Below are 23,089 nucleotides of genomic sequence, written 5' to 3'. Positions count from 1 at the left end.
TTAGTATAGACAACCTAACGGCGCGCCGTCGAATCGGCGGTACGTTCGGCGGAGCATCGGCGCACCACCCCTCGTGGCAACGTCGACGAGGCAGTTCAGCGGAGGACCGCCGAGACGATGCTCTCGAGGTTGCGGCCGATCCCCCACTCGAACTGCCGTTCGAACAGGAACACGAAGAGGAGATACGAGACGACGCCGACGCCGACGGAGACGGCGAGTTCGGCGACCGCCGGTAGGTCGACGCTCCCGTCGACGAACCAGACGACCCCGGCCATGAGGAGACTCGCCACGGTCGGGAGAGCGATCTCGCGGTAGACCTCGATCGTCCGCAGTTCGAGCATCCGGACGGTGACGTAGACGTCGAGCGGCACCATCGGAAACAGCGAGATGATCGTCACCGTCGCGGCCGTCCCGGCGATACCGTACGCCTCGGTCAACGGCCAGATGAGAATCGCCATCAGCACCACACGGATCGCCGAGAGCTTCGTGATGAGGTCGGGACGGTCCAGCGCCTTCCACACCGGGCCGAACGTCTGTCCGAGCGCGCGGAGGAACCCGTACACCGCGAGGATCTGCATCGGGAGCACCATCGACATCCACTCGGAACCGAAGAACGTCATCACGAAGTCCGGTGCGACGACGGCGATGCCGGCGGCGACGGGCGCCGAGACGAACGCGTTCAGCCGGAGCGTCTTGCGGAACGTCTCCCGGAGCATCGAGGCGTCGGTCTGTATCTTCGAGAAGGCGGGGAACATCACCGAGGAGACGACGCTGGTCAACTCGGTCGCCGGCGCGTTCGAGAAGCGGTAGCCGTACTGGTAGAACGCCAGCGCCGCGGGGTTGATGAACCAGCCGACGAACGCGTCGTCGCCCTCGCTGTAGAGGAAGTAGAGGATCGAGGAGCCGGTGATCCACTTGCCGTAGCCGACGAGTTGCCCGGCGGAGTCGCGGTCGAACTCCGGTCTCGGTCGGTAGCTGTGCATCGCGTACGACGCAGCCAGTCGGACGACGTCGGCGGCGACGTAGCCCGCCACGAACGCCCACGCGGTCGGTTCGACCAGCGCGACGGCCACTGCGACGACGAACTGCGCGACCTCGCCGCCGATCCTGAGGACGAACTGCTTGTGGAACTCGAGTTTCTTCTGGAAGTACATCACGCCCGGATTCGTCAGCCCGAACAGCAGCGGCGAGAGACCGATGACGCGGACGAGATCCGTCGCGCGCGGTTCGCCGAACAGCTGGGCGACGAGCGGCGCGCCCAGGAACAGCACGGTGAAGATGAGCGTCCCGCGCAGCATCTCCAGCACCCACATCGTGTTCAGATGCTCGTCGACGTTCTCCTCCTCTCGCTGGACGAGCGCGGCGTTGAGGCCGAAGTTCGTGAACTTCTGGACCGCGCTCACCGAGAGCAGCGCGATGCCGACCAGCCCCAACTCCGACGGGCCGATGAGCCGGGCGAGAATGACGAGCATCGCCAACTGGAGGATCCGACCGAAGGCGTTCTGGCTCATCGCCCAGAACGCCCCCTTGACGACGCGCTCTGCGGTGCCCCCGCTCGGGATGATCCGGTCTAGAAGCGACCGGTCCCCGCTCATCCTCGCACCTCTCCACCGACACCTGCGCTCATACACGAGTGAGTGTGCTCGGAGGGTATCGTTATGAATTCAGTAATGGACGGTACGCCGCGATTGCGGTGTGACGGCGCCGTCTCGTCACCGGTCAGTGAGCGAGTTCGGCGTAGAGCCCCTCCAGCGAGTCGACGGCGGTGCGCCAGGAGTACTCGCGCTCTGCACGTGCGCGACTCGTCCGTGCCATCGACTCGATGCGCGTCGGGTCCGCCAGCAGCGACGAGAGCGCCCCCCGGAGCGCCACCTCGTCGCCGGGAGCGACGAGGACCCCGTTGTCGTCGTCGACGAGACTCGGGATCGCGCCGACGGTCGTCGAGACGAGCGCGTTGCCGCCGGCCATCGCCTCGAGCAGTGCGATCGGCAGGTTCTCCGCGTGCGTCGGCAACACGAACACGGACCCTTCGTTCAGAAGCTCGCGTTTCCGCGTCTCGCTGACGTACCCCTCGTACGTCACCGCGGCTCTGCGGGCGGCCAACTCCTCGGCGAGATGCGACAGCGGTCCGGAGCCGGCGATCGTCACCTGCATCCGCGCTCCCGCCTCGAGCAGGTCGTCGACGGCGGCGACGAACTCAGCGACGCCCTTGCGCTCGATGTGGTTCGAGACGAAGACGACGTGCGGGGGGGAGGCGCCGTACCGGGGGTCGTAGTCGGTCGGGTCGACCGCGTTCGGAAGGACGAACAGTTTGGCGGGGTCGACGCGGTCGGCGACCACGTCCGACCAGTAGTCCGAGAGGACGACCACGGTCGTACAGCGGGCGAAGACGAACGACTGGAACGCCCCGAGGAGCCGCGACTCCGTGTCGACGAACGTGTCGAACGACGAGCCGTGGACGTGGAGGACGACCGGAACGCGCCAGACGGACGCGGCGTAGAGGATGTACGCGCTCGACTGGAAGAAGGAGTACCAGTGGCTGGTGTGGACGTGGACGACGTCCGGCGGTCGTCGGAACGGGAACTGGACGAGTTGCGCGAGCGCGAGGAGGGCCGCCCGGAGGAACTGCAACGGCGTCTCACTGTCGGGGACGGCGACGTCGTAGACACGGGCGCCGTCGCCGAGTCGACGCCGTTGCTCGTGGATATATCGTGCGATACCGCCAGTCTGCTTCCCCGCCGGGCCGATCAATAGGATCTCTGTCGCCCGCATGAGAGAGATGCTCGTCGCTCGGCGGATAGTAATGCAGACGCTTACCCGAGCGAGAGCGAGTGTCCGCCGACCCGGGCGCTCCGCGAGACGGACGAGACGCCCGTTAGCCGAGCGCTAACCCCCTGCGGCCGGGGCGGTCGGTTCGAGCGAGAGTCCCCGCTGGTCGACGTAGTACAGCCGGTAGTCGCCGTTCGTCTGGACGCGGGAGATCCGGGGATCGACCGCCTCGTCGACGCGCCGGAAGTCGGCGGACTGGTATCGTAGGCCGTGGAAGCCGACGACCTCGCGGCCGACGTCGCGATCGGAGACGACGAGATAGTACGCCGGGAACTCGGTGCCGTCGCCGCCGCGGAACCGCGTCACGTTCTCGACGCTGTCCAGCTGCGGGCCGGGCACGCCCCAGAGCAGGCGGTCGGGGCGGTCCGCGTTCAGCGCGTCGGAGAACCGACTCGGCCCGGTTCGGACCTTCGCCAGCGGTGCCTCCGCGGGGAGATCGTCGAACGTCGCGTCGTAGCCGACGAACTGCGTCTCCGGGGTGTGCGACGACGGGACGTAGATGTACGGCGAGGGGAAGTAGGCGACGAGCGACAGACAGACGACGAGCACGCCGACGACGGCGAACAGGGCGCGTCCCCGGTCGCCGACGTAGCTACCGAGAGACGTCGACGCGTAGTACAGTCCGACCGCTCCGAGGATCCCGACGAGCACCATCGCGAACCCGAGGTGACGGAAGAAGTACGTGGAGACGTTGCCGAGGAACTGGACGGCGAAGAACGGGCCGAGCGTCAGCCCGGAGAAACCGATGTAGGTGATCGCCATCCCGCTGTCGCTCTCACGGTTGTTCGCCCGTCCGAACAGTTTCGCGGCGACGAGCGCGGTGGCGACGGCGACGTACCCCACTTTGACGAGGAACAGTTTGGCGAACAGTTCCCAGATGCTGATCCCCAACTGGGCCGTCGAGTTCGCGCGATCCTGTGCGATACTGCCCGCCCCTTCCCCAGTGTCGAGGAATGAAAGAAGCGAGTTCACCGTGTTCTCTGCGAACGAGTAGGTCTTCTCGTACTGGAGCGCCCAGTAGAGGAAGATGAGACCGACGACGAACACCTGTCCGAGGAGCAGTCGCTGTTCGAACCGAGCCGCGTCAACGTCGTGTGTGGCCCGGCGGCGGTAGACGACGCCGACGACGAGCATCGTCCCGAGGAGGATGATGACGTCGATGGCGACCTGCGGGTGGTAGAACACCATCGCGGCCAGCGGTACCGGCGAGAGGAGACTCACCGCCGAGAGCCACGACGGGAGCGCGTCGTCGTCCGCCGCGCGGGTGACGTGTTTGAACGTCAGGTAGAGGACGAACGGGAAGTACAGCGTTCCGAGCGTGTAGCTGTGGAACCCCGGATGCGTGCTGACGTTGTTCATCGGCAGCATCAACATCGCGGTGGCGACCGCGACCGGGAGCGCCCGCGGGTCGCGGAGGACGACCCACACCGACAGCGGGACGAACACGAGCGTCACCACCGAGACGGTGAGCATCGCGTACATCAGTCCGTACCGGACGGGGACGCCCATCAGCTGTGCCAGCGAGATCGCGAGCGCGTGTCCGCCGGGGTAGATGAGGTCGTAGAAGCCGAACTCCGGGCCGAGCATCGCCTGCGCCCATCCCAGATGCGTCAGCGCGTCGCCGGAGCCGTAGAAGTAGTAGCTCCGCAGGAACGGCAGCGCGAGGAACGCGACCGTCGCGAGGCCGGCGAGCCCGAGACCGGCGTAGCGACCGAGTCGTCCACCGACCACACTCGCCGTCAGACCGACGGTGGCGGCGACGACTACGCCGACCCAGAAGAGGAGGGGCGTCGCCGTGTACAGCGACGGCTCGTACCCCGTCGCGGGGGCCGCTCGCGCCGCCAACACGCCGACCGCGAGCGAGAGATAGCCGACGGTGAGTCCGAGACGGACGGCACGACTGGAAGTCGTCGACTCCGCGTCGGACAGCGCCGCACCCACGGCGTTCACCGCCCCACCTCCGACCGGACGCCGCGTCGAACGCTCTCGGCGGCCCGCAGCGTGCGCACGTTCCGAGGGGGGTTCACGGCCGAAGAGACGGTCGAACGGGGTCTCGGTACCGCCGAGACACCGGTCGGTCCGCGCTCGCTACCGCGACGGCGTCCCGTCTCGACGGCCTCTAATCCGGCAGTCGCATCCGAGCAGCCATCCGTCGGCGTCTTTCGAGACATCTCACTCACTCACTTCCGTGATGAGGTCCGCGGTGAGGTCGACGACCTCGCGGTGGACGCGCTTCGCCGTCGAGAGATCCGACCGTGCGTCCCGGTTCGACAGCGACTCGACGTAGTCGACGATGGCCTCGGGGTCCCGCGAGTGGTAGACGTCGCCGGCCTCGATCAGCGCCTGATCGACGGAGATGCGGGTGCTCGGGAAGAACGACACCGCCGGCGTCTGCATCCGCGCGGCCTCGCGAGCCATCGTCCCCGACCCGGTGAGGACACAGCGAGCGTGCCACGCCAGGTCGAGTCCGGACAGCGCCTCCGGCGGGACGTAGAGCCGCGACTCGTCTACTCCCTCGGCGAACGCGCGGTCGCCGCTGTCGCGCGGGAGGTAGACGACGTTGATGCCGCGGGCCGTCGCGTCGGCGAGCAGCTCGGGGACGATGCTCCGTTCGGCGTCGACGTACGTCGCCGACAGCGCCTCGGGGCGGACGACGACGAACGCCTCGCCGTCGAACGGGAGTCGCTCCGGGAACGTCGGGTCCGGCTCGAACGTTGCGACGTACACGTCCTCCTTGTAGCCGTCGTAGCTGTGAACCCGGTCGGGGTCTGCACCGCGGTCGGTGAGCACCTCCGTCCGGAACGCCGCCGGAACGACGTTGTGGGTCGCTTGCGCCTCCAGCCGATGGTACAGCTCCTCGGACCGGAGCCCGTCGACGTACGCGCAGATGTCGTTGTCCGTGTAGTGGATGGAGGGGACGCCGCGGGCCTTCGCCGCGAGGACGCACATCGCATTCCGCGAGGAGAGCGCCACGTCCGCCGTCGGCATCCGGAGCGCGAGCTGTGCGGTCCGCAGCGGGATGCCGAGCTTCCGGAGCGTCGGGTTCTCGTAGTCTCTTCCGACGGTGCGGAAGTCGAACCCCAACTCGCGGGCGAGCGGCACCGTCTCGGTCTTCTCGCGGACCGTCACCGCCGTCCGGACGTCCGGCAGCGAGTCGGTCAACGCCGCGAAGAAGAACGGGTGACACGGGCTCGCGAGATCGACCCACACGTCGACCGGGCGGTCGTCCGCCGCGGCGTTCGTCGACGCTCGAATGGACCCGACCGCGTCACTCATCGCCGCCCCCCTCGCCGTCCGACGGCGTGACGTCGACCCACAGCGTCACCGAACGGTACGCCGAGTCGAGCGTGGGCTGTTCCGGAACCTCACCCCGGTAGACGAGGTAGGCGACGCGGAGGTTCTCCCCCTCGAACGTCGGCGACACCTCGTGGGGTCTCTGCCAGGTCTGGCCGTCTCGCAGCGTCCGCGAGAACTGGGTGAGCTCCGCCTGCTCGCGGACGCGACCGGCGTCGTCCACCCGCTGGAGTTGGACGACGACGGTGTACGCGACCCGCCGCTGCTCGTAGTTCTCCACCTCGAGCACCAACTCGGAGGAGTCGCCCGGCGCGATCCGGTCGGGGTAGTCGCCCGTGACGAGCGAGCCGTCGTCGGCCTCGGTCAGGATCGACACCTGCGTGAACGTCTCGCCGTCGTTCGGGGCGACGATACCGGCGGTCACGATCACCGCGGCGACGACGATAGAGAGCGTGAGCGCGACGTTCAACGCCCGGTCGACGTTCGGAACGTCCCACAGCGCTCGGAGCCGTCGGACGTCGCCGAACGGCAGGACGTACCGGTCGCTCGGCGGGAGGCGAGCACGGCGGACGGCGCCGAACAGCGTCCCGAGGACGGCCGTCGCGGCCGAGATGACGAGGACCGACGTCGTCTCGAACGCCGCCGCCGCGTTCGCGGTGCCGAGTAGCCACGCGAACACGGGGACGAGCGCGACGCTCAGTCCGAACCCGACCGCGAGGCGTTCGAGGAGTGGGAGCCCCGCCCGCCCAGAACTGGCGACCCCGGCCATCGGCGAGCGGACGTCCCGGTCGGGAGAGACGCCTCTCTCGGCCGGGAACAACAGTGTCGTGAGCGCGTACCCCGGCAGGAAGAGGAGGAGCACTCCGCCGAGCACCGCCCGGATCGGCCCGCCGACACCCGCGGCGACGACGGCGACCGGGACGGCGACGGCGACGAGCGTCGCGACGACGTCGCCGACGAGCGCGACGAACGCCCGGTTACGCATCCTCACCTCTCCGGGCAGACGGTCTGATCCGGCGGTCTACGCCGGGGGGACAGTCGAGTATCACTGCCACCCCATGGGGGACGAATCCGCTTTGTTATAGCTTCTGTAACGACAGACAGCGTTGCTTACCATACGGCGTCACGTCGGCTCTTCGACTTCGAGGGTCGACGTCGTCGGCTGCGTGAGCGTCGTTGGAGAGACCACTCGCGACGAGTCGTAGCGCCCCTGGAACGGTCCGTATAACAAAGCCTCCGAGACCCGACCTCTCTGCAATGGAGCGTACCACCACGCCGCTCGTCAGCGTCGTCATCCCGACGTACGGGCGGCCCGAGTTCCTCCCCGACGCCGTCGAGAGCGTCGCCGCACAGACGTATCCGAACGTCGAACTCGTCGTCGTCGACGACCACTCGCCGGAGCCGGTCGAACCCGTCCTCTCGGCGCTGTCGCTCGGGACGCTGGAGTGGCGCTGTCTCAGACACGAGGAGAACGAGGGAGCGAACGCGGCTCGACGGACCGGTATCGAGTCGACCGACGGCGAGATCGTCGCCTTCCTCGACGACGACGACTACTGGGAACCGACGGCCGTCGAGCGGATAGTCGAGGCGTTCCTCGCGGGCGGCCCCGAGGTGGGTGCCGTCGCCGCCGGCGTCCGCATCGTCGACGCCGACGGCGAGCAGATCGGGCGAACGATACCGGAGTACGACGGCGACATCACGGAGCGCATCCTCCGCGGCGAACTGCAGGCGGCGACGTTCTCGCGGTTCGCCGTCCGCCGATCGGCCGTCGAGGCCGCCGGCTACCCCGACGAACGGTTTCCGAGTTGGCAGGACAAAGAGTGGCACATCCGTCTCTCGCAGCACTGTCGGTACGCCTCCGTCGCCGAACCGCTCGTCGTCCGCCGCGTGACCGGCCACGGGCAGATCACCGACGACTTCGAGCGGAAACGCGACGTCTCCTACCCGCTTCTCGTCGAGAAACACGGGTCGTTGGCGGCGACGTACGGGTCCGACTGCGCCCGTCAGTTCGTCGGCCACCTGAACGCCACGCTGGGGTTCTCGGCGCTTCGGAACGGCTACTACCGCGACGCCGTCGTCCACCTGCTCCGTTCGCTCCGCTACGACCCGACGCGACGGTCGACCTACGGCTACCTCGCGTTGGCCCTCACCGGCCCCGTCAGCTACCCGCCCGCCCGCCGCCTCAAACAGTGGCTCTCCGGACGGGGGTCGGTTCCGGGGTGACCGCTCGGTGATTCGTAACTCTCCTTCTCCGATTTCGCATCGCGGTTAACACTATACCTCTCGAGCGCTCCGAAGACGAGCGAGTTCGTCGACCGTCGTTCAGTCGTAGTGCGACTGCAGCCACTGTTCGACCGTCGTGATGCCCGACACCGCGCCGATGTGGTCGACGTCGCCGCTGAAGTGTTCCTCGGAGAGTTGGCGAATCCGGTCGCCGTCGAAGAACTCGCGGTCGGCCGCATCGTCCATGAGTCCCGCCAGTAACGAGGAGAGTCGCTCGTCGCCGATCGACCACTGACTCTGCAGCCGTCGGCCGCCGTAGGCTGTCTTCCCGCGGACGCGCTGGAGCGACGTTCCGACGACGAAGCCGGCGGCGTGAAGCCAGAGCGGTCGCTCGGGGGCGACTCTGGTCCGCTCGTAGGGGATCGTCTCCAACCCGTACCCGAGTCGACGGGTGAGTTCAAGTTTCGCCTCGGCGGTGCCGAACGGGATCTTCCCCTTCGTCGCCGGCACCCAGCCGACCCGCTGGTCGAGCGGCATCTTCGTCACCGCCCGGAGAAACTCGCCGTGGGCGAACGGGACGCGCGTCCCCGCGCGACTCCGGACGAGTTTGTTGCTGGCGAAGTCACCCCGCGGGAAGTAGTTGCGGTAGTAGCAGTCCAGCACGGTCTCGACGTACCCCGACTGCTGGCTCTTTGCGACCTCCTCGCGGTACGTCCGATCGAGGTCGACGTCGCCCGAAAGGATGCGATTCACGAGCTCCTTCGACGTCTGGTGTTTCGCACGGTAGAGCGCGTCCTCCGGGGAGTCGCTCAGTTCGACCGCGGCACGGCTGAGACCGTCGCCCATCATCCCGCCCTGTCCACAGGCCTCCAGCAGGATGTCGGTCGGATCGGAGATGTTGAAGACGGCGGTGAGGTTCAAGAACGTCTGCCAGCCGAGCATCCCGTCGGTCAGCGTCACGGCGTCCGCGAAGTTGTCGACGAACGGACCCGGGGTGAGTTCGACCTCCTCGTGCTCGAGACCGAGGCGGGCGGCCACCTCGCGGGCCAGTTCGACGTTGCCGCCGCCGGCGGGGTTGGCGTCGTATGTGTAGGTCAGGAGGTCGACGTGCTGGCTCAGTTCGCCGGCCATCGCGCGACTGTCGAGGCCGCCGGAGAGCCACAGGCCGACCGAGCCGTCCATCGTCGCCGCGGAGTCGCGGATGCAGGTCCGGTAGGCGTCGACGAGGGTCGGCACGAACGACGACCGCGCCCGCGTGTCGAACTCGAACGTCCAGTAGCGCGTCTTTTCGACCGCACCGTCGGCGTACTCCAGTACCGTCCCCGAATCGAGATACGACACCTCCTCGAGGAGCGTCTTGTCGCCCCAGACGTGACCGATCATCACCAGGTCGCCGACCGCCCGCTCGTTCACCGTCGGGTCGTCGACCGCCGACGCGACCGCGTCGAGGTTCGACCCGAAGACGAACCCGTCGGCGAGCGAGTAGTAACACGAGCGCGTCCCGAGTTTGTCGGTGGCGACGACGACGCGGTCGCCGTCGGTGCAGGCGACGACGAACGGGCCGTCGACGTTCGGGAGGATGTCGACCGGGTTCTCGAAGACGCTACGGAACAGTCCTCCGAGAGAGAAGCCGAGGTCGTCGAGGTTGGAGACGGCGCCGTAGAGCACGCCGGTCACCCCGTCGCCGTCCCAGTGGGCCCAGCCGCGGGGGTCTCTCGTCCCGAGATGTGAGAGACCGAGCGCGATGTCGCCGCGAGAGAGCGTGAGCGTCTCGAGGTCGCCTCTCGTCGGCGTCTTCGCGAGAAGTGCTGTCAACGTCGATTCCGAGAGTGTACCACCGATGAGTCCTGTCATTGCTAGAGCGGTCACGAACACGAGGCTCGTGTGTGCTGGAGAGACGCTTCGTCCGGAGCGGTATTGGTTATACGTCCGCTACGTGGTCGAACACCGGGCGTCGCTCCGCTGTCGGGGGCCGGCCGTGCGACGTCGACGGGGGCCGACCGTGGCCGCCCGCTGGCGGCGTCGACCCCGTGACGCCCCGGTTCGCGGCCGTTACCGTCGCGTTAACCGTGTTATAACAATGCGGTCGTCCGGCCAAGTCGACGCAACGACATATGTACACGCTCTCACAGCTGAAGCGGGCGATCGAGACGCCGAGCCTCCTCTTTCGCGAGATGAACCGGCTGTACCACACCCGCGGGAACAGCCGGTTCAACCCGGCCGGAGTCGACGTCTTCGCCGAGGAGTGGGACAACCTGCTCCTCCTCGACGCGTGTCGCTACGACATGTTCCGCGACCAGCACGCGCTCCCGGGCCGACTCGAGTCGCGCGTCTCACGAGGGTCGCACACGAGCGAGTTCCTGAAGGCGAACGTCGCCGACCGCGATCTGCGCGATACGGTGTACGTGACCGCCAGCCCGATGTACTACCGGAACGAGGACGCGCTGAACGCGCGGTTCCACGAGGTCGTGGAGGTCTGGAAGGAGGGCGGGTGGCACGACACCTACCGGACCGTCATGCCCGAGACGATGGTCCGTTTCGCGCTCGACGCGGCCGAGCGCCACCCCGACAAGCGGCTGCTCGTCCACTTCCTCCAGCCGCACTACCCGTTCGTCGGCGAGACCGGCGTGGCGAATTTCGATCTCGACAACCTCGCCTTCGAGTGGGACGCGGCCTTCGACGACGGGTTCGGGTTCTCCGACGAGCTGCTCCGACGAGCGTTCTGCGAGAACCTCGACGTCGTCCTCCCGCACGTCGAGGAGCTGATGCGTGCACTCCCCGGCAGGACCGTCGTCTCGGCGGATCACGGCCAGATGATCGGCGAGCGCTCCCGGCCGATCCCGAGCGTCGAGTACGGCCACCCGCCGGGGGTGTACACCGAACAGCTGACGAAGGTGCCGTGGCTGGTGTTCGAGAACGGCCCGCGGAAGGAGATCCGACACGGCGCGTCGACCGCTACTTCGTCGGACCCTGTGCCCGGAACCGCAGAGCCGGTCGCGCCGACGACCGCCGACCCGTCTGCGACGCCGCGCGACGACTCGGAGACCGACGACGAGCTGGTGAGAGACCGCCTCGAGAGCCTCGGCTATCTCTGAGGGGAGCGACTCTCGTCAGGGCCGTACCGGCGCGTTCGGCGGCGGCCGCTGGATCGCGTTCGCTCGACAGATCTGCTCGTAGGAGACGTCGTCGACGACGAACTCTCCCTCTTGAGCGATCAACCACTCTCGCCGTCGGATCGTCAGCCACTCGCCCGTCTCGGAGACGTTGACGTTCTGGATCGAACTCCCCGGCGAGCTGACGAGTTTGACGACGTGCGTCGCGTCCGACACCGAGAGACAACAGCCGTCGAGCGTGGAGTTGGGTCGACCGCTGATCTCGATCATCGGGACGAATCCCGTAGTCCGCCCCTCGACGACGATGTTCGTCAGCGTCACTCCCCACGGTCTCGCCGCCGTCTTCCCGAGACGGGGACGTCGCGGGTCGTCGACGCGGATCGCTCTCACGCCGGGGACGTCGATGCTGAAACGGCAGTCTCGCACCGTGAACGCCCCGGCAGAGCCGTCGGCCCAGATCGCCGCGTTGGTCCTGACCGGCGCAGAGTCGTAGACGAACGAACAGCTCTCGATGACGCCGCCGCGCTGCCCTCTGTTGCCCGTCTCCCAGAGAATCGCGTTGGGGTTGATGTGCTCGCCGAGGTTCTCCCGATGTGCGTCGTCGGTGTCGAAGCGGAACGTACAGCCGCGGACGAGCGTCCCCTTGCCGCCGATACGCAACGACGCCTGGTTGTTGTTCTCGAACCGACAGTCGACGACCTCGACGCGTCCCGGGGCACGCGAGCAGTAGATGGCGTTCGTCCCGGTGTTCGCGAAGTGGCAGTTGCGGATGCGGAGCGTCCCGACGTGGTCCTCGCCGAGCCAGATACAGCCCGCGTTGGCAGTCCCGTCGAGACTCCCGTGTGAGACGATGTGCGTCGGGCCCGTCCGCACGTAGCTGTCGACGACGGCGAGACCCCCCTCCGTGAGGATCTGCGGGCTGAGATTGTCCAGCGCCCCGTTCTGGACGATGGGGTTGAAGCCGACGTGTTCGACGTTCTGCACGCGGAGTCTGTCGTCGAGGCGGAGCACGTTGCCGATCGACCCGTCTCCCGGACCGTGGTCGAAGGTGACGTTCTCGAGGAGGAACCCGACGCCGCCGGCTCTGACGTTGACGAACTGCCGACCCTCCCGCGAGGGCGTTCTGAACACCACGTCGCTCCGAGTGCGACCACGGCCCAGTATCCCGAGGTTGTCGACCGACTCGACCGCGTGGTTCTCGTCGAATCGGTAGACGCCCGGCGGGAACTCGAGCAGCGTCCGTCGGCGCGCGAGAAACGACTCGAAGGCGTCGTCGATCGGTCTCTCCCCCGTGGGGTCCATCCCGAGGTCGGCGACGGCGTCGAGGATGCGGTCGAACTCGACGCCGTACCGGACGGCGCGCTCCGACCGGTCGGGGGCCGGTCCCGGTCTCGTCGTGACGGGGCCGGGTTCAGGTCCGGGTCCGGGGCCGCGCGTGGGAGTCTTGGGTCTCTCACGGGCGATCTCCGAACAGCCAGCGAGAGCTCCGGCCGTCGCTACGGCGGCGACGAGTCCGAGATACTGGCGACGGTCCACTTTACTCACAGTCGCAGATTCTCTGCGTGCGAGTTTCGTTATACAGCCTGTAACGGTCGAGCAGCGTGTCGTTGCCGGAGAGAAGGAGTGTCGGCGACGACGAACTACGCCGTTTCAGCTCCCGTTAATCGAGATAGCCGAGATCGCGGAGTCGTTCGGTCGCCTCGTCGTCGGAGTCGTCGTCTCCTCGCGTCGGATTCGCCTCTGCGACCACGGTCCGGCGCCTCTCGCCGTCGACGACGAGCCACGGAACCTTCACGAGACTCTCGGCGTACACCCCCGGCGGGTGGCCGTACATCTTCAGCGGGACGGGACACGGCGAGGGGTACTCGCCGACGAGGTTTCCGTGGTCGGAGGTGACGACGGTCCGTCCGGACAGTTCGTCGACGAGACGCTGGACGTGCGGGAGGACGATCCGGAGGTTCTCGCAGTAGGCGTCCCACACGTCCCGTTCGCTGACTTTCCCGCGCTGGAGCAGATCCCACACGTTGAGGTGGTCGCTCGCCGCGGTGTCGCCGGTCGCCAGCCGACGCGAGAGCTCGATGCCGGCCTGGTCCTCGAACAGCGTCCGTCCGAACTCGCCCACGAACGGGTAGTGCGGCTGGACGAAGTGGCTGACGATGCGCTTGTCCGGGTAGCGTTCGGCGGCGTCCAGCGTCGCGTCGACCATCGCCTCCGGGAGGACGGTGTTGAGGTCGTCGTCCCAGGCGTCCTTCCAGACGGAGACGACGGCGTGGAAGGGGGCGTCGAGGCGGACGTTCACCTGCGGGTTCGCCGTGACGTAGACGACGTCGTCGAACCGCCCCTCTCCGAAGTTCCGCCGGAGGAACTCCTCGGTGTTCGACCCGCGGGAGACGCGAGCGCTCAACTCGCCCTCGACGGTGTTGTGCTCGCGGAACATGTCGTAGCGACACGCGTCGAGGAGGAGCAGGTTGTCCCAGTCTTCGTCGACGACGGCGACACCTTCCTCGCGGCCGAGATACCGGAAGTACGGCTGGACGACGGCCGTCCGGACGGCGTACGGGACGCCGATCTCGCGCCACCACGAACGGTCGTTCCAGTGGCGCTTCAGGTTCGTGAGCAGTGTCGAACGGTCCATCTCAGTCGCCCTCCGTCGTCGCGGCTAGATACTCCGCGACGGCGTACGCCATCCACGCCTGACACCACCGCATCAGGGTGAACCGCTTCGTGTAGAACCGGCGTCGCTGGTAGTAGAACTGTCCCTCGCCGGCGTAGAGGTTCGCGAGCGCCCAGTCGAGAATGCGCCGCGCGAAGTCGATGTCACCGGCTTTCGTGAAGACGAGGACGCCCTGCGCCACGGCGTGGACGTCACGCGGGTACGAGTGCGACTCGTCCCAGTTCGGCGCACCGTTAGGGTCGAACAGCACCTCCCGGTAGAACGAGAGCGCCTTCGACAGCGTCTCCTCGTACCGCTGCTCGCCGGTCACCTCGTGGTAGTGGAGATACGACTCGACGATGAACCCGTTGTGGTGGTTGTCCATCGAGAGATGCGATGCCGACGCCGGGTCGCGGTACGGCCACCCGCCGTGGTCGGTCTGTTTCGTCGCGAGGTAGTCGAGCAGCGCGGCGGCCCGCTCGCGGTACGATTCGTCGCCGAAGTAGTCGTAGAGGTCGAGCAGCATCCGTGCGCCGATAGCCCCGCCGTTCAGCGTGTAGAACTCCCCCGTGTAGTGCGGCTGGTAGACGATTCGCGCGCCGCCGTCCAGTTCCGTGTACTTGAGGTCCTCGAGGAGGAAGTCGACCGCCGTCCGTGCGACCGCGGCGTATCGGTCGTCGTGGGCGGCCAGTCGGAGCAACGCTCTCACGGCGTAGGAGGTGGGGATGACGTTCGGCGTCTCGGCCGGTCGCAGTTCGTCCAACTGCTGCATGGCGTGGCGGTGTCCCCCACAGAACCCGCTGTATCCCGTACTCCGGTTGTCGAGGAGCCAGTCGGCGAGGTACGTCGCCTCCGCGAGGTAGAGTTCGTCGTCGGTGTGTTCGTAGGCGGTCAAGTTCGCCATCGCGAACAGCGCGGTCCCTTTGAAGCTCTGCCGCCGCTCGACGAGGAACAGCGGTCTGACGTTGATCGGCGCGCGTTTGATCCCCTCTTGGACCGCGAGGTTGAGCCACTGGTTCTCCACCGGGAGCGCTCGGAGGAGCCGACTGCTCATCCCGTCGAAGTAGTCGTACCCCGTGTAGTCACGTTGCCGGGCGTACGCGAGCACGTCGGCCAGGAGACCGACCGACAGCTCGTCGGTTCGGTGTGGCGATTCGGACGTCGTACCGTCTCTCGTCCGGACTGCTCGCGAGCGCGTCCGGACGTCGATCGAAGGGAGTCGTATCATGGCCTGTGGTTCCGCACCGCCGAACGACCGCTCGGCAGCACGTCCGTGGTGTCAGAACTGCGGAGAGACCCTTTGTTATGCAGTGTGTGCCGGACCCTCGATCACTGTCCGTCGGTGTCGTCTGCGGCGGCAACTCCGACTGTCGCGTCCGAGGCCGGGGGCAGACGGAGCAGTCGACGTGATTCGCTTCGGCGTGGTGTTCACAGCCACGGCGTTCCGACAGACGGTTGGAACGCCACGGGTATGTCGCGACTAACTGCGCCCGCCGAACCGGAAACGGTGTGATAACTATGTCGTCGACGGTCGACGACCAGTCGTATGACACTCAGCCGAACGTACCGTCTCACGAGTAGTACCGGACCGGACCCCTCGCGCGACCGGTCACTCGACGCCGCTACGGGACCCTCCAGACGCCGCTACGGGACCCTCCAGCGATGGAGGGAGTGACGTGATGGTCTCCGCGTCGCTCTCTTGGCTCGTCACCCAGCTGCGACCCTTCTTCGACCTCATCGTCCCCGCGTTCGTCGTCGGCTTCTTCCTCGTCGCACTGGTCGCCATCGCGCTGAGCGACGACCGGACGGTCCGTAACAGCTATCTCGCCGGCTTCTTCGCGCTGCTCGTCGTCGTCAACCTGTTCGCCCCCGTCACACCTGCGCCGGTCATCAAGTGGCACAAGTTCTCGGAGGTTCGCGGGACCGAGAAGACGGAGTACGTCTTCCGCGTCGTCGACGCCGACGGCGCAGAGCTCACGTACGACGACGAAGCGACGCTCAACACGGGGAGCGTCGCCCCCTCCTACGTCCGGCTGAAGATGCAAAACGAGTTCACGCCCGCCCAGAACGCCGAGACGGCCCAGTGGCTGTTGGACCGGGCGGCCGTCCACCGCGAACGGGTGACGAACCCCTCGCCGACGCGGTTCCTCTACTTCCCGCGGCACGCGATGGCCGACACGTGGACCCGCGAGACGGTCGCGGACTACTCGGAGTTCACCGGACTACGGCTGTACCGAGTCGACATGACGTTCGCCGAGGACGGCACCGAAGTGACCTCCTACACCGAGACGCTCGTCTACGAGTACTACGAGGACCGCGGGACGACCGTCGAGATCGCCAGCGTCGACGACGCTGTGGACCCGGTGGAAACGGCCGCCGTCCGGTCGCCTGCCATCGTCCCCGGAGGTGCGTTCTCGTGAACCGCGACCGCCTGCGCTCGCTCGGGTTGGTGTACGTCAACTACGTCGCGAGTCCGGTCCGCGACTCGCCGGTCAACCTCGCGATGGCACGCGTCGTCGTCGCCTTCTACGCGATTTGGAAGACGATCTGGATCGACTGGGGGGTGTTCCTGCAGGTGCCCTTCGTCGCACTCGAGGAGTACGAGTTTCTGGTCCCGTACGCGTTTCCGCAGTTGCTCGTCGTCGAGAAGTATCTGCTCGTCGTCAGCGTCTGCCTCTTCGCGGTCGGCTACCGCATCAGAGCGACGGCCGCCCTCTCCGCGTTGCTCCTCGGCCACCTCGGCCTGCTCCGGTTCGCGATGAACGGGTTCGGCGGTGGCTCGGCCGTCTTCATCCCGGTGTACTTCCTCGTGTTCTTCGCGCTGTTCGCCCCGCAGGACGAACTCTCCGTCGACGGCGTCCGCCGGACGGGACGGCAGTCCGTCGAGTCGGTCGTCTCCCGACTCAAGGAGTCGCGCCCGCGGCGCTTCCGTGCGGACCCGCTGAAGTACAGCCTCCTCGTGCTCGGGGTTATCTACTTCGGGTCTGCCTTCGACAAGCTGTTCCCGAACCTCCAGAAGTTCCAACCCGAGTGGCTCATGCCGTACAACCTCTCGCGCATCGTCACCATCTTCCACACCACCCGCGACCAGCTGTTCCCCTTCACACACGAGGTCGTGAACTACCCGTTTCTGATCTTCTTCTTCGCGGTGAGCACACTCGCTCTCGAAGGAGGGCTGCTCGTCGCCATCCTCTCGAAGCGCTCGGTGACGCCGTTCTTCGTCGGTCTCACCGGGTTCAAACTCTCCTCGATCGTCCTGCTCGGCATCTTCTTCGGCGACGCAGTCATCTTCTTCATGCTGTTTCTCGCGTGGGACGCGGCGTACCGCTACCTCGCGAGCGACCGGGCAGTCGACGTCGTGTTCGACGAACGCTGTTACTTCTGCGCCCGGAGTCTGTACCCGTTCGAACTTCTCGACGTGAACGACACGATGACGTTCTACTCGCAGTCCGACCTCCCCGCGCGGTACCGGGACCGACCGGACGTCGACTACAGCAGCGCCATGTACGTCTTCGACGCCGACGGAACGCCGTATCGCGGCTACTGGGCGTTCCGCGAACTGCTCCGGCAGCTCGCCGTCTTCGCTCCCGTCGTCTGGCTGATGGGTACCCGGCCGGTCGCCGCCGTCGGCGAACGCGTCTACGAGTACGTCGCCGCCAACCGGAGCAGACACTTCGTCTGTAGCGTCGACCTCGACACCGAACTGTGAGGTCGGGCCGGTCCGAGCGAGACTTGACAACGGCGACGACTGACGGGTCTGTCGGCCCGGTCGTTGATGACCGTCGACCGCGTACTCGCGACTGATGCGCTACTTCGGCTACGACGCCATCATCGACGAGGGCGACTCCATCCAGGCGACGTACGACGGCGGTGCCACCCACATCGGCGTGCTCAACGGTTACGAACCGGACGTCGACTCCTACCCCCTAGTCTTCGACGAGGACCGTCCGTTCGCCATCGAGGGCTGTGGTCCCGGGGTCAGCCAGATCGGCCACGAGGACGTCGAGAAGGGGCCGATCGTCGACGTTACGGGTCACGGTGCGCGAACCTATAAACGGGCACCCACGATACAGAATCTCTCCGTAGTGGGGGGGTCCCCCGGTATCCGCATCCGGTGTGCGCCGTACACCTCCCTCTCGAACGTCTACGTGACCGCCGCGGGCGACGGCGTCGCCGTCGCCGCCGCCGACCACAACTGCTACGGAACGAGTCTGTTCAACGTCCAGGCGTGGAACTGCAGCGGCGACGGCTTCCGCTTGGAGACCGACGCCGGCCCGCACGCGACGCAGTTCTTCGGCTGTCAGGCCATCGCCAACAAGGGAGTCGGCTTCCGACTCGACGGGTACAAGACGTCGATGCTCGGAGGCTCCGCTCAACTGAACCACGGTCACGGTATCGACGTCCGGTCACCGGCTATCTCGATCAAAGACGCCTACATCGAGGGGAACGGTCGGCGCGAGGACTACCCTGTCGAACTCTACGGGCGGGGTGCCCACGGGTTGACCGTCGCCGACTGCTACTTCCACGGCGCGACGCCCCGGAAGGTGTGGCACGACCACGACGACGTCCAGCGGGGGGTCAACCTCCACGAGTCGAAGTCGGCGTCCGTCCGCGACAACGTGTTCCGGAGCTACGGCGACGCCTTCTTCGCCGGGTTCGACACGAAGGCACGACTGGAGGGGAACTTCGCCGTCGACCGGACGCCGCTCCGTTCCGGATAGCGACCGAGCGCGTCGCGAGACGCCGCTCGGGGTGACGTGGACGACTCCGACTCCCGCGGAGCCGTCGGCATCGTCGAGGCGTGAGGTCGAAGTCGATCGCGACGGCGACGTTTCGGAGGAGAGACCGCGGGATCGAGCGAGCGGCGACCGACGCGGCTACACGCCGAGTTCGTCGGCCAGCTCGTAGAACGTCTCGATGGTCAGGTCGGGTTCGCCGTCGAACGGTTCGTACGGCGTCCCCTTCCGGTCGGCCCAGACGCCCTGCATCCCGGCGTGCTGGGCACCCATCACGTCGAACCACCCCGCCGTGACGTGGGCGATCTCGTCGATCGGCGTGCCGGTCCGCGCGGCGGCGTGACGGTACAGTTCGGCGTCGGGTTTGAACGTCTCCACCTCGTCGGCGCTGATCGTGTCCTCGAGCAGGTCGCCGATGTCGGCGTGGTCGACCATCGACTCGAGCATCTCGGGGTTGCCGTTCGAGACGACGTAGCAGTCGTACCCGCCGTCGCGGAGGCGTTCGATGCCGTCGCGGACGTCGTCGAAGACGTCGAGCTCGTGGTAGACCGCCAGGATCTCGTCGCGTTCGTCCTCACCGATGTCGACCCCGTGGACGTCGAGCGCGTACTGGAGCGCGTCGCGGTTCACCTCGTAGAACGGCTCGTAGACGTCGATGTGGTTGCCGACGAACGTGTACTCCAGCGAGCGTGCTCGCCACAGCTTCGAGACGGGCTCGGGGTCGTCGACGCGTTCGGCCAGCGCCTGCTCTGCGGCGTCCACGTCGACGAGCGTGCTGTAAGAGTCGAACGTGACCGTCGTTACGTCTTCGGGAGTGAACGACATCTCTCGCGTGGACATCGAAGCGGCGACGGATTAATCGTGTGGCGGCCGTGACTTCCGATTGTCATCAGTCTCCTTGGGTCACTCGATCGACTGGACGAGAGGGTAGTCGTCGGGGACGGTGAACCCGTGGTCGCGGAGACGGTCGCGGTCGGTGGCCAGCGAGTCGGCCCACGCCGCCCCGGCGTCGGTCAGCGCGGTCACGCCGTAGCGGATCGGCGCGCCGCGGACCGTCCGGTCGGGGAGGTCGAGGCTGACCGTCGCGTACGTGTCGACCCGTGCGGGGTCGGAGAAGTCGATGGCGGGGGGGAGGTCGACGAACGGGAGGTCGTGTTCGACGGCCATGTTCTCGTAGACGAACGCGGCGTCGATCTTCCCCGCCTCGAGCGTCCGCATGAGCGCAGTCTCGGGGAAGACCAGCGAGTCGTCGAGGAGCTCCGCGGCGGCGAGTCCCCGGTCGTCGGCGAGACGCATCGCGAGCACCGTCCGGTAGCCCAGTGGGTCAGCTTTCGGGTCGGTCTGTCCCACCCGGACGCCCTCGCGGGCGAGTCCGGTCGCCCAGTCGTCTGCGATCGCGTCGGCGTACCTCGACTCGGGGTCGTAGGCGAGGACGAGCGCGTTGGTCGCGAAGAGCGTCGTCTCAGCCGTGATCCCCGAAAAGAGGTCGGGGTCGGCCAGCGCGAGCACGTCCGGGTCGCGTGCGCCGTCGACGACGAGGTTCCGCGCGGTCAGACTGCCGTGGGCCTCGACGTCGGCGCCGGCGACGTCGTCGGCGAGGACGAGCAGACTTCCGGCGACGAGCGCCCGTGCGGGCGTCGTCTGCGACTCACGCGGGCCGCCGGTGACGTACTCGACGCCCTGCAGACCGACCGTTCCGAGCGTACCGACGGTGAGTCCGCCGGCGGCGACGCGGCGCAGGAACCGTCGCCGGTTCGACATCATGCTACGCAACTCTCTCAGGTTTCGACATAGCTGTTTCGTAACTAGTACTGGTTAAGCCGAAGTCGGTACCGAGACGGCTACGTCGTCCTCGACAGCCGTCGCTGGATCTCGATCGCCGCGAGGAACGACTCCTGTGAGACGGTGCCGACGATCCGGTCGCCGTCTTCGACCAGCGCGTAGTCGGTCTCTCGTTGGCCGAGTTCGGCGAGCGTGTCGAAGGCGTCCGCGCTCGCGTCGACGCGGAGCGGCGGCGGTCCCATCACGTCGGCGACGGCGACGCTCTCGTACTGATCTCGCGAGAGGTCGCGGAGATCCGAGAGCCGGACGAGTCCGACTACCGACTCGCCGTCGACGACCGGGAACGCCGTCCGACGGCGGTGCAGCATCAGCGCGACGAACGCCGAGACGGGGTCGTCGGCCGAGAGCGTCTCCGTCGAGGAGTCCATCACGTCGGCGACGGTCAACCCCGCCAGCAGGTCGTCGAGGAGACTCACTCTCGCTTCGCTCTTGGCCGCGCCGTAGACGAACAGCGCGACGAGGATGAGGATGGGGTTGAAGCCGACGACGCCGACGACGGCGAACAGGAGCGCGAAGACGACGCCGATGCGGGCGGCGATCCGGGTCGCGACGCCGTAGGGACGCGAGCGGGCGAGGAGCGCACGGAGGACGCGACCGCCGTCCATCGGGAACGCCGGAAGGAGGTTGAACGCCGCGAGCGTCACGTTGACGACCGCGAGCCACCCGAAGACGAAGACGATAACGGGGAACCGACTCGGGACGAGCTGGACGACGGCGGCGCAGCCGAGTCCGACGAGCACGCTCGTCACCGGTCCGGCAACGGCGATCCAGAACTCGCGGTCCCACTCGCGGGGGATGGCGGAGAACCGCGCGAGGCCGCCGAACACCCAGAGCGTGATGGACTCGATCTCGAGGCCGTACCGCCGGGCGACCCACGAGTGGCCGAGTTCGTGCAGGAGGACGCCGACGAACAGGCCGACCGCGGCGGTGACGCCGACGACCCACGGCGTGTTGCCGGCGCGGAGCACGGCGACGTCCAGCGGCGTGGGCGCGAACTGGTTGACGACGCCGACGTAGAGGGCGATCTGCTGGCCGCTGCCGATGAGCCACGCCAGTATCGGGAGGAAGACGAGGAGCGAGATGTTGATCCGGATCGGGATCCCCCAGATCCGAGCGACCGTGTAACTCCGCATACCGACTCTACGGCGGCACCGGCATTGACACGTTCGCCGGTCGACAGTCGAACGAGTGTAAGACGCCGACCGACGAGGGCGAGCGCCGAGAGCACGTTTCCGCTCAAAACCCGTCTCCGTGGTCGGCGCCGTCTCCGTCTTCTCGTCGAGTGCGGCGTCGGTGCGCGAGCCGGGTAGTCGGCGACTACCTGTCGACGACTGCAGAGCGCGGATGGTTCTAAACACGTTACGAGCCGTGTAACAATACCGTTCTCGCCCGTTGTGTGGGCTGTCATGCAAGCAGTCGTCCTCGCCGCCGGGAAGGGAACGCGCCTCCGTCCGCTCACGGAGGACAGACCGAAGGCGCTGGTCGCCGTCGACGGCGAACCGCTCCTCACCCACTGCTTCGAGGAGCTCCGGTCGCTGGGTGCCGAGGAGTTGATCGTCGTCGTCGGCTACCGGGCCGAGCAGATCATCGAACGCTACGGTGACGAGTACCGGGGCATCCCCATCACCTACACGTACCAGCGCGAGCAGTTGGGGCTCGCCCACGCGCTCCTGACCGCCGAAACGCACGTCGAGGGCGACTTCATGCTGATGCTCGGCGACAACGTCTTCCGGTCGAACCTCGACGCCGTCGTCCAGTCGCAGAAGGAGGAGGACGTCGACGCGGCGTTCCTCGTCGAGGAGGTCCCCTACGAGGAGGCTTCCCGGTACGGCGTCTGCGTCACCAACGGCGACGACGAGATCGTCGAGGTGCTGGAGAAACCCGCCGACCCGCCGTCGAACCTCGTGATGACGGGGTTCTACACCTTCTCGCCCGCCATCTTCCACGCGTGTCACCTCGTGCAACAGTCGGACCGCGGCGAGTACGAGCTGCCCGACGCGATCGACCTCCTGCTCCGGAGCGGCCGCTCCATCGTGGCGATCCCGCTGGACGGGTGGCGTATCGACGTCGGCTACCCCGAGAACCGCGACGAGGCCGAACGACGACTCGCCGACGAGCGGACGTCGACGCCGCAGGCGGAGTCCGTCGAGGACTGACGGTCGTAGACCGGGGTGAGCGCGATGGGAACGGACGTGACGGAGACGCTGTAGACGGCCCACGCCGAACCACGACGCTCGATCGAGTCGGTCGTCCCGAGAGCGTGTCGTGTCAATTCGAGACGGCGGTGGACCCGCGAGTGCCTGAGACCCGTCCGGGTCCGTGATGAAGAGTTCTCTCTCGGAGGGTAGTTTCGACGACGTTACCGGTCGAACTCATAGGGGTTATCGTCGAATCTCTCC

Annotated in this window: 19 protein-coding genes; 6 read left to right on the top strand and 13 right to left on the bottom strand. The window is 67.2% G+C overall.

Annotation, left to right across the window (positions count from 1 at the left end):
- Nucleotides 1-95: 95 nt before the first annotated feature.
- The 6 genes from BSG17_RS01020 to BSG17_RS01000 all read right to left on the bottom strand — a co-directional run bounded on the left by BSG17_RS01020 (nucleotide 96) and on the right by BSG17_RS01000 (nucleotide 7,108).
- Complete coding sequence (locus BSG17_RS01020) at nucleotides 96-1,595, bottom strand: lipopolysaccharide biosynthesis protein (RefSeq protein WP_089820607.1); 1,500 nt, start codon at nucleotides 1,593-1,595, stop codon at nucleotides 96-98.
- A gap of 124 nt (nucleotides 1,596-1,719) precedes the next feature.
- On the bottom strand, nucleotides 1,720-2,772 hold the full coding sequence (locus BSG17_RS01015; protein ID WP_089820606.1) for a glycosyltransferase family 4 protein: 1,053 nt from the start codon (nucleotides 2,770-2,772) through the stop codon (nucleotides 1,720-1,722).
- A gap of 114 nt (nucleotides 2,773-2,886) precedes the next feature.
- Complete coding sequence (locus BSG17_RS01010) at nucleotides 2,887-4,779, bottom strand: hypothetical protein (RefSeq protein ID WP_089820605.1); 1,893 nt, start codon at nucleotides 4,777-4,779, stop codon at nucleotides 2,887-2,889.
- Nucleotides 4,776-5,000, bottom strand: coding sequence for a hypothetical protein (locus tag BSG17_RS25840; RefSeq protein ID WP_139246537.1), 225 nt, complete (start codon nucleotides 4,998-5,000; stop codon nucleotides 4,776-4,778). The genes BSG17_RS01010 and BSG17_RS25840 overlap by 4 nt, the downstream gene beginning before the upstream one ends.
- A gap of 1 nt (nucleotide 5,001) precedes the next feature.
- Complete coding sequence (locus BSG17_RS01005) at nucleotides 5,002-6,105, bottom strand: DUF354 domain-containing protein (RefSeq protein WP_089820604.1); 1,104 nt, start codon at nucleotides 6,103-6,105, stop codon at nucleotides 5,002-5,004.
- Nucleotides 6,098-7,108 carry a DUF1616 domain-containing protein gene (locus tag BSG17_RS01000; protein ID WP_089820603.1) on the bottom strand — a complete coding sequence of 337 codons (1,011 nt, stop codon included), beginning with the start codon at nucleotides 7,106-7,108 and terminating at the stop codon, nucleotides 6,098-6,100. Before BSG17_RS01000 ends, BSG17_RS01005 begins: the two co-directional genes overlap by 8 nt.
- Before the next feature lie 272 nt (nucleotides 7,109-7,380).
- Here BSG17_RS01000 and BSG17_RS00995 point away from each other — a divergent pair, with 272 nt between their 5' ends.
- Nucleotides 7,381-8,346 (top strand): glycosyltransferase family 2 protein, encoded by a 966-nt coding sequence (locus BSG17_RS00995; protein ID WP_089820602.1) that lies wholly within the window; start codon nucleotides 7,381-7,383, stop codon nucleotides 8,344-8,346.
- A 99-nt stretch (nucleotides 8,347-8,445) separates the two neighbouring features.
- Here the strand turns inward: BSG17_RS00995 and BSG17_RS00990 are convergent, their stop codons facing one another.
- Nucleotides 8,446-10,200, bottom strand: coding sequence for an asparagine synthase-related protein (locus tag BSG17_RS00990; RefSeq protein WP_089820601.1), 1,755 nt, complete (start codon nucleotides 10,198-10,200; stop codon nucleotides 8,446-8,448).
- Nucleotides 10,201-10,460: 260 nt separating this feature from the next.
- Between BSG17_RS00990 and BSG17_RS00985 the strand changes: the two genes are divergently transcribed.
- Nucleotides 10,461-11,441, top strand: a complete 981-nt coding sequence (locus BSG17_RS00985) for a hypothetical protein (protein WP_089820600.1) — start codon at nucleotides 10,461-10,463, stop codon at nucleotides 11,439-11,441.
- A 15-nt stretch (nucleotides 11,442-11,456) separates the two neighbouring features.
- Here the strand turns inward: BSG17_RS00985 and BSG17_RS00980 are convergent, their stop codons facing one another.
- The 3 genes from BSG17_RS00980 to BSG17_RS00970 form a co-directional block, all read right to left on the bottom strand.
- Nucleotides 11,457-13,004 carry a right-handed parallel beta-helix repeat-containing protein gene (locus BSG17_RS00980; protein WP_139246536.1) on the bottom strand — a complete coding sequence of 516 codons (1,548 nt, stop codon included), beginning with the start codon at nucleotides 13,002-13,004 and terminating at the stop codon, nucleotides 11,457-11,459.
- Nucleotides 13,005-13,119: 115 nt separating this feature from the next.
- A complete protein-coding gene (locus BSG17_RS00975) occupies nucleotides 13,120-14,094 on the bottom strand; it encodes a hypothetical protein (protein ID WP_089820598.1) in 975 nt (324 codons plus the stop codon).
- A 1-nt stretch (nucleotide 14,095) separates the two neighbouring features.
- Complete coding sequence (locus BSG17_RS00970; protein WP_170864677.1) at nucleotides 14,096-15,340, bottom strand: glycoside hydrolase family protein; 1,245 nt, start codon at nucleotides 15,338-15,340, stop codon at nucleotides 14,096-14,098.
- A 451-nt stretch (nucleotides 15,341-15,791) separates the two neighbouring features.
- Here BSG17_RS00970 and BSG17_RS00965 point away from each other — a divergent pair, with 451 nt between their 5' ends.
- The 3 genes from BSG17_RS00965 to BSG17_RS00955 all read left to right on the top strand — a co-directional run bounded on the left by BSG17_RS00965 (nucleotide 15,792) and on the right by BSG17_RS00955 (nucleotide 18,833).
- Nucleotides 15,792-16,532 (top strand): hypothetical protein, encoded by a 741-nt coding sequence (locus BSG17_RS00965; protein ID WP_089820597.1) that lies wholly within the window; start codon nucleotides 15,792-15,794, stop codon nucleotides 16,530-16,532.
- The gene (locus BSG17_RS00960) at nucleotides 16,529-17,821 is read left to right on the top strand and encodes a DCC1-like thiol-disulfide oxidoreductase family protein (protein ID WP_089820596.1); all 1,293 of its coding nucleotides are present in this window, start codon (nucleotides 16,529-16,531) and stop codon (nucleotides 17,819-17,821) included. The genes BSG17_RS00965 and BSG17_RS00960 overlap by 4 nt, the downstream gene beginning before the upstream one ends.
- 94 nt (nucleotides 17,822-17,915) lie before the next feature.
- Nucleotides 17,916-18,833, top strand: coding sequence for a hypothetical protein (locus tag BSG17_RS00955; protein ID WP_089820595.1), 918 nt, complete (start codon nucleotides 17,916-17,918; stop codon nucleotides 18,831-18,833).
- Nucleotides 18,834-18,989: 156 nt separating this feature from the next.
- Here the strand turns inward: BSG17_RS00955 and BSG17_RS00950 are convergent, their stop codons facing one another.
- The 3 genes from BSG17_RS00950 to BSG17_RS00940 all read right to left on the bottom strand — a co-directional run bounded on the left by BSG17_RS00950 (nucleotide 18,990) and on the right by BSG17_RS00940 (nucleotide 21,823).
- Nucleotides 18,990-19,673, bottom strand: coding sequence for a haloacid dehalogenase type II (locus BSG17_RS00950; RefSeq protein ID WP_089821001.1), 684 nt, complete (start codon nucleotides 19,671-19,673; stop codon nucleotides 18,990-18,992).
- A 78-nt stretch (nucleotides 19,674-19,751) separates the two neighbouring features.
- A complete protein-coding gene (locus tag BSG17_RS00945; protein WP_089820594.1) occupies nucleotides 19,752-20,612 on the bottom strand; it encodes an extracellular solute-binding protein in 861 nt (286 codons plus the stop codon).
- 77 nt (nucleotides 20,613-20,689) lie between these two features.
- Nucleotides 20,690-21,823: a site-2 protease family protein gene (locus BSG17_RS00940; protein ID WP_089820593.1), complete on the bottom strand. Its 1,134-nt coding sequence runs from the start codon at nucleotides 21,821-21,823 to the stop codon at nucleotides 20,690-20,692.
- Nucleotides 21,824-22,096: 273 nt separating this feature from the next.
- On the opposite strand from BSG17_RS00940, the gene aglF reads away from it, so the two are divergent.
- Entirely contained in the window at nucleotides 22,097-22,846 is a 750-nt protein-coding gene (gene aglF / locus BSG17_RS00935) for a UTP--glucose-1-phosphate uridylyltransferase AglF (RefSeq protein ID WP_089820592.1), read from the top strand.
- Nucleotides 22,847-23,089 lie beyond the last annotated feature (243 nt).

Origin of the sequence: Halogranum amylolyticum, assembly GCF_900110465.1 — an archaeon.
Lineage (GTDB): Archaea > Halobacteriota > Halobacteria > Halobacteriales > Haloferacaceae > Halogranum > Halogranum amylolyticum.
The sequence above is the reverse complement of the archived record's forward strand: the minus strand, read 5'-3'. Positions and strand labels throughout refer to the sequence as shown.

Bases quoted from the DNA above. Each gene is read 5' to 3' on its own strand.
- BSG17_RS01020 (WP_089820607.1), bottom strand. From the start codon at position 1,595: ATGAGCGGGGACCGGTCGCTTCTAGACCGGATCATCCCGAGCGGGGGC.
- BSG17_RS00955 (WP_089820595.1), top strand. From the start codon at position 17,916: ATGCGCTACTTCGGCTACGACGCCATCATCGACGAGGGCGACTCCATC.
- BSG17_RS01000 (WP_089820603.1), bottom strand. From the start codon at position 7,108: ATGCGTAACCGGGCGTTCGTCGCGCTCGTCGGCGACGTCGTCGCGACG.
- BSG17_RS00945 (WP_089820594.1), bottom strand. From the start codon at position 20,612: ATGATGTCGAACCGGCGACGGTTCCTGCGCCGCGTCGCCGCCGGCGGA.
- BSG17_RS00970 (WP_170864677.1), bottom strand. From the start codon at position 15,340: ATGATACGACTCCCTTCGATCGACGTCCGGACGCGCTCGCGAGCAGTC.
- BSG17_RS00990 (WP_089820601.1), bottom strand. From the start codon at position 10,200: ATGACAGGACTCATCGGTGGTACACTCTCGGAATCGACGTTGACAGCA.
- BSG17_RS00975 (WP_089820598.1), bottom strand. From the start codon at position 14,094: ATGGACCGTTCGACACTGCTCACGAACCTGAAGCGCCACTGGAACGAC.
- BSG17_RS00965 (WP_089820597.1), top strand. From the start codon at position 15,792: ATGGTCTCCGCGTCGCTCTCTTGGCTCGTCACCCAGCTGCGACCCTTC.
- BSG17_RS00950 (WP_089821001.1), bottom strand. From the start codon at position 19,673: ATGTCGTTCACTCCCGAAGACGTAACGACGGTCACGTTCGACTCTTAC.
- BSG17_RS00940 (WP_089820593.1), bottom strand. From the start codon at position 21,823: ATGCGGAGTTACACGGTCGCTCGGATCTGGGGGATCCCGATCCGGATC.
- BSG17_RS25840 (WP_139246537.1), bottom strand. From the start codon at position 5,000: ATGTCTCGAAAGACGCCGACGGATGGCTGCTCGGATGCGACTGCCGGA.
- BSG17_RS00985 (WP_089820600.1), top strand. From the start codon at position 10,461: ATGTACACGCTCTCACAGCTGAAGCGGGCGATCGAGACGCCGAGCCTC.
- aglF (WP_089820592.1), top strand. From the start codon at position 22,097: ATGCAAGCAGTCGTCCTCGCCGCCGGGAAGGGAACGCGCCTCCGTCCG.
- BSG17_RS00995 (WP_089820602.1), top strand. From the start codon at position 7,381: ATGGAGCGTACCACCACGCCGCTCGTCAGCGTCGTCATCCCGACGTAC.
- BSG17_RS01015 (WP_089820606.1), bottom strand. From the start codon at position 2,772: ATGCGGGCGACAGAGATCCTATTGATCGGCCCGGCGGGGAAGCAGACT.
- BSG17_RS01005 (WP_089820604.1), bottom strand. From the start codon at position 6,105: ATGAGTGACGCGGTCGGGTCCATTCGAGCGTCGACGAACGCCGCGGCG.